Genomic DNA, 6,094 nt, shown 5'->3' on the forward strand with positions numbered 1-6,094 from the left:
GTTGTTTTTGCTTTAGTAACTTTTTTAGTTGCAGGTTTTTTTGCTGTAGTTTTTTTAGTTGTTGCTTTTTTAGCAGTTGCTTTTTTAGCTGGAGCTTTTTTAGCTACTGTTTTTTTAGCGGTTGTTTTTTTAGCTGGAGCTTTTTTAGCTACTGTTTTTTTAGCGGTTGCTTTTTTAGCTGGAGCTTTTTTAACAACTTTTTTAACTGGCGCTTTATATGTACCTGGTTTTGCAACTTCTGGTAATTTGTCATTGTCTTTTTCGTTGTAATTTTCAATTGATTTTACGAATTTTTTAACAAATTCATAAATGATGTATTTGATGTTGTCTTCTAGTAGGTCGTCAAATTCTTTAGTATATGCTAATGCATCTCTAAGTCCTTTGGCTTTTTCATCAGTAGAGAAGAATTTAATTAGTTCATTTTTAAATCTACCCATTTCTGAAACTGGAATTGGATTAATCAGTCTTTCTTTTACTGCAAGTAAAACGATTGATTGATCAATTTGGTTTATAGGTGCATATTGTCCTTGTTTAAGAACTTCTAATACACGTCCACCATGATTAAGGATTTCTCTTGTAGATTGATCTAAATCAGAACCGAATTGAGCAAAAGCTGCCATTTCGTTATATTGAGCTAGTTCTAGTTTAAGTGAACCCGAAACTTTTTTCATCGCTTTAATTTGAGCTGTTGAACCAACACGAGAAACTGAGAAACCAGGATCTACGGCAGGTCTTTGCCCTGAGTTGAATAAGTCAGACATTGTAAATATTTGACCATCAGTGATTGAAATAACGTTTGTTGGAATATATGCTGAGATATCTCCAGCTTGTGTTTCAATGATTGGTAATGCAGTAATTGAACCACCACCATATTCTTCATTAACTCTAGCTGCACGCTCTAATAATTGAGAGTGTAGGTAGAAAACGTCACCAGGGTAAGCTTCACGACCAGGTGGTCTTCTTAATAGTAATGATAGTGTTCTATATGCAACAGCATGTTTAGAAAGGTCATCATATACAATAAGAACATCTTTCCCTTGTTCCATTCATTCTTCAGCAATTGTAACACCTGAATAAGGAGCTATATATTGCAGAGGAGCTAACTCTGAAGCTGTAGCTGTAACAACAGTTGTATATTCCATTGCACCAGCAGCTTTAAGTTTTTCAACAATTTGTGCAACTGTTGAGTTTTTTTGTCCGATAGCAACATAAACACAGTTTACGTTTTTACCTTTTTGGTTAATGATTGCATCAAGAGCAATAGCTGTTTTACCAGTTTGTCTATCTCCAATGATTAATTCACGTTGACCTTTCCCAATAGGAATCATTGAGTCAATCGCTACAATACCTGTTTCTAATGGTTCGTTAACTTCTTTACGAGACATAACACCAGGAGCAATTTTGAATATTTCCTTTTGTATTTTCTTGTCAATAGCTTTCCCACCATCTTGTGCTTGTCCAAGTGCATTAACTACACGTCCAAGTAATTGGTCACCTACTGGAATAGAAATAACTTTCCCAGTTCTTTTAACAGTGTCCCCTTCTTTAATGTTGATGTCTGAACCCATAAGTACGGCTCCGACAGCATCTTCTTCTAGATTAAGTGCCATTGCGTAAACTCCGCCATCGAACTCTAATAGTTCTCCAAGCATTGCTTTGTCAAGACCTGATACTAGAGCAATACCGTCACCAACAGAAATAACTGTTCCAATTTCTGCGGTTTCAATTTTAGATCCGTATGCTTTGATCTGTGACTTTATTACAGCACTAATGTCGCTTGCTTTTAAGGCCATTATTGTACCTGCCCTTCTAATAGTTGTTGTCTTAAATTTTGTAATTTTGTGGCTATTGAGTTATCAATTACTTGATCCCCAACAACGACCTTAACTCCTGAAATTAATTCAGAATCAAGTTTGTTAACTAAAATATCTTTTAGTTGTTTTGCAGTTAGTTTAGAAACTGAGTATGCGATACCTTCATGAATATTTTTCTCTTCATTAATTAATGAGATTAATCTTTTTAATGAGGGTACTATATATTCCACTCTTTTCTTTTCTACTAAAAGTGAAATAAAATTCTTTAAACATTGTTCAAGTTTGTTTGAAAATGCTTTTTCAACCAATGCTAATCTTTCTTGGGTATCAATTGCATATGATCCAAGAATATTAATATATGTTGGGTTCTTTGTAAAGACCTCAACAATAACCATCGCTTGTTCTTTGTAATTATCTAGTTTCTTTTCTTCTTGTGCTATATCAAGTAATGCAAGTGAATATCCATTGACATGTAATTGCATTATGGTTGTGCCACGAAGTCTTCAACAAGTTTTCTATTAACTTTTGAATCAACTTCTTTTTCGACAATCTTAGCAGCAGCAGCTAGAGCAACTTCAACAATTTCTTTCTTTGTATCTTTTGCTAGTTTAACTTTTTCTGCTTCGATTTCTTCTTTAGCACCTGCAAGAATTTTTTCTGATTCTTCTTTTGCTTGCTTTTTAATAGATGTTCTATTTTTTTCAGCTTCAAATTTAGCATCAGCAACAATTTGTGCTGCTTCAACTCTTGCTTCTACTAACTCTTGATTAGCTTTTTCTCTATCATCTGATGCTTCAGCGTTTTGTGCTGCAGCTTCATCGATATTGTTTTGAATGTATGCTTGTCTATCTTTAACCATTTTCTTAACTGGTTTTCACACTAATAGTGTAAGAACTACTAAAAGAATTGTAAAGGCTAAAACAGTAGCTACAATTGTTACTCAAGATGGAAACAACGCACTGAATTTTTCATTTAAATCAGCTGATATACTGTTGTTTTGTGTCTTGATTAAAATTTTATTCATTTAAATTAGTAAACGAAGATTAGAAGAATTGAAACGATTAGAGCATAGATAGCTGCAGATTCGGCGATAGCTGAACCAACAATCATCATTGTACGGATTTTAGCTTCTGCTTCTGGGTTTCTACCAACAGCGTCAGCAGCTCTACCAGCAGCAATACCTTGACCAGCACCAGCACCAGCTGCACCAACCATAGCAAGTCCAGCACCAACAGCAACTAGACCGTAAGCTAGACCAGCACCTGTTGAAATACCTGCTTGTCCTTTTTCTGCTGCAACTTTACCTACAGAGGCAACTGATTTATTAATTCCTTCAATTATTTGTGATGTCATAATTTTCTCCTTATTTTAAGCTCTAGGCTTCTTTTGTTTTTAGTTTTCCTTTTTGTTTAGCAAATGCAATAACTTTTTCATCTTTTTCTACAGGACGTTCTTCGCCCTCAGAAGCTTCAAGTGATCAATAAACTGTTGTAAGCAGTGTAAATACGAATCCTTGAATAATACCGTCAAATACATCAAAGTAGAAATGTAGTGGAGGCGCTAATAGCGATCCTAATAAGTTTACTTCTCCTAGGTATGGTACATGTGATCATATAGCTCCAGTCAAGTGGTAGACTAGGAACATGATTGTAGCACCACCAATCATATTTCCGAATAAACGGAAAGAGATTGAAATTAGCGGTGTAAATTGTCCAATTAATTCTAGGGGATTTATGAACCTTTTGAAGAATCTATGTTTTTGATAGATTATTCCAACAACATAAATACCAATTCAAGATACCATTCCTAAAGTTAGGGGTACTGAATATGATGTTGTAGGCGGTTCTAGACCAATTAGTCCAAATAAGTTACCCACCATTAAGAATGTTAATAGTGTAAAGATATATGGTGCTACTGGTTGTAGCTTATCTTTTCCGGCAACTGATTTAAATAGGTTGTCAACTCCCATTACATATTGTTCTGCAACGAATGCCACACCTTTCGGTGCTTCGTTTGGTTTGATTTTTTTAACTTTACTATATACGATTATTGCGATAACTACTAGTAAGATAGTTACCAATACTAGTGAAACAAGTTGTGGTTGTCATCATTTGTTAATGTTTTTTGCTACTTTGTCCATCTTCACTCTCCTTATGTCTCTTAAAGAAACTTGGGATGTGAGCAACGACTATGCTTATAGCCACCATACTAATTCCTACTATCCGCCAAATCCATAACCTTGTACTGCACTATCAATTGCGATGATAGCGAATACTCATATGACGTATCATGTCATCTGAAAAGTTATTCTTGCAATTCCTATAAAGGAAGCTAATCTTTTACTCCTCTTTTTTGAGAGTAATCATTTAGCTGAGAAGGCATTGAAAATGAATGCTGCTATAGATACTGAAAGTCCTATAACAAATCCAATTAAAAGAGTATAGTTTCAAATTGTCGCTATACCAAAAGCTATTATCAAAATAGTACTGATAATAGCAAGTGTAATAGCAATTTTACGAATGTATTTATCTTTTAGCACTTTTTGCCTCCGGGTATATTTAGGAAGTCATTTTTTAATAACAAAAAACACGGTACGAAGGCCGAAGTCTTGTGATAATTATAATATTACTTTGTAATACCCAATTTAATTCTACTCTTTTTTCTTGAAAAATCAAGTAATATATTAAATTTAAAGATATAAAAAAGTAACTAATATTTAGTTACAATTGGAAATCTTTTAGTTAAATCAAAAACTCTATTTTTAAGTTCTTTAATAATTTCATCTTTTTCAGAATTTTTCAATGCTGAGTCTATTATTTCAGCTATTTCAATAAACTCTTTTTCTTTTAAATTCCTTGAAGTCATGGCTGGAGTTCCTAGACGGATACCTGATGTTACAAAAGGAGATTCTGTATCGTTAGGTATTGTGTTTTTATTTATAGTTATTCCTATAGATTGTAAGATGCTAGATGCTTTTTTACCTGTAATTCCATACCCAGTTTTTACATCAACGATAAATAAGTGATTGTCTGTACCATTAGAGATTACTGGTGATCCATTTTCGATAAATCAATTTGCAAATGCTTGTGCATTCTTAACAATTTGTTTTTGATATTCAATAAAACTAGGTTTTAAAGCTTCTCCAAATGCTACTGCTTTACCTGCAATCGAGTGTAATAGTGGACCACCTTGATATCCAGGGAAAATTCATCTGTTAATTTGCTTAGCAAGTTTTTCATCATTAGTCATAATAACTCCACCTCTTGCTCCACGGAGTGTCTTGTGTGTAGTTGATGTAATTATATCTGCAAGTCCAACTGGTGTTGGATGTATCCCCGCAATTACTAATCCAGAAATATGTGCAATATCAGCCATTAATACAGCTCCAACTTCATCAGCAATTTCCTTGAATTTATTAAAGTCAATAACCCTTGAATATGCAGAAGCTCCACAAATAATAAGTTGTGGTTTTTCTTCTTTAGCTATTTTCATAACTTCATCATAATCAATTAAACCATTATCATCAACTCCATAAGTTGCTGTTTCATAAAAATTACCAGAAAAATTAATTTTATACCCATGTGTTAAATGTCCACCAGCATCCAATGACATACCAAGTATTTTTTCTCCTGGTTTAATAACAGCAGCGATAGCGGCAGCATTTGCAGATGATCCTGAATGTGCTTGAACATTAGCATATTCAACGTTAAAAAGCTCTTTTAATCTATCAATTGCAGCATTCTCAACAATATCAACAAATTCTGTACCATCATAATAACGCTTACCTGGATACCCTTCAGCATATTTATTTGTTAACACTGAACCAGTTGCTTTCATAACATCATCTGAAACATAGTTTTCTGAAGCGATTAACTCAATATGTGTTTGTTGCCTTTCAAACTCTTTGTTTATTGCATTCTCAATAACTTTATCTTCTAATTCAATTTTCTTATACATTTTTTCTCCTTTTTATAAAAGATTTCCCTCTTTGTGTTAATTATAATCATCTATTTTAAAAATATTAATCACAATGAGAAAAAACTAACAAAGTTATAAAAGCTTCTTATTTTAAATTCTTTTATACTTAAATATTTTAATTCATTTAAGCAATAAAAAAACAACCATTAAGGTTGTTTAAAATTAATTATTTTAATTATGCACCCATTTGTGCTGCAACTTCTGCTGCGAAATCTGCTTCTTCTTTAACAATACCTTCTCCAACTTGGAATCTAGCCATTGAGATAGCTTTAGCTCCGTGTCCTTTTAGGTATTTTGAAACT

The 6,094-nt window shown here is 33.3% G+C and carries 6 protein-coding genes and 1 pseudogene; all 7 read right to left on the minus strand.

Annotated elements, in window-relative coordinates; translation table 4 throughout:
* Window positions 1–266: 266 nt before the first annotated feature.
* A pseudogene (gene atpA, locus C4B25_RS04465) lies at window positions 267–1,793 on the minus strand (F0F1 ATP synthase subunit alpha); the annotation flags it as partial.
* Complete coding sequence (gene atpH / locus C4B25_RS04470; protein WP_131613933.1) at window positions 1,793–2,296, minus strand: ATP synthase F1 subunit delta; 504 nt, start codon at window positions 2,294–2,296, stop codon at window positions 1,793–1,795. The pseudogene atpA and the gene atpH, both read right to left, overlap by 1 nt.
* Window positions 2,296–2,838, minus strand: coding sequence for a F0F1 ATP synthase subunit B (atpF, locus tag C4B25_RS04475; protein ID WP_131613935.1), 543 nt, complete (start codon window positions 2,836–2,838; stop codon window positions 2,296–2,298). The genes atpH and atpF overlap by 1 nt, the downstream gene beginning before the upstream one ends.
* Window positions 2,839–2,843: 5 nt before the next feature.
* Complete coding sequence (gene atpE / locus C4B25_RS04940) at window positions 2,844–3,167, minus strand: ATP synthase F0 subunit C (RefSeq protein ID WP_131613937.1); 324 nt, start codon at window positions 3,165–3,167, stop codon at window positions 2,844–2,846.
* Between the two features lie 22 nt (window positions 3,168–3,189).
* Entirely contained in the window at window positions 3,190–3,954 is a 765-nt protein-coding gene (locus C4B25_RS04485) for a F0F1 ATP synthase subunit A (RefSeq protein WP_131613939.1), read from the minus strand.
* A 78-nt stretch (window positions 3,955–4,032) separates the two neighbouring features.
* Window positions 4,033–4,353, minus strand: coding sequence for a hypothetical protein (locus C4B25_RS04490; RefSeq protein WP_131613941.1), 321 nt, complete (start codon window positions 4,351–4,353; stop codon window positions 4,033–4,035).
* 170 nt (window positions 4,354–4,523) lie between these two features.
* Complete coding sequence (gene glyA / locus C4B25_RS04495; RefSeq protein WP_131613943.1) at window positions 4,524–5,771, minus strand: serine hydroxymethyltransferase; 1,248 nt, start codon at window positions 5,769–5,771, stop codon at window positions 4,524–4,526.
* Window positions 5,772–6,094 lie beyond the last annotated feature (323 nt).

Origin of the sequence: Mycoplasma todarodis, assembly GCF_004335995.1 — a bacterium.
Taxonomy (GTDB): Bacteria; Bacillota_I; Bacilli_A; order Mycoplasmatales; family Metamycoplasmataceae; genus Mycoplasma_K; species Mycoplasma_K todarodis.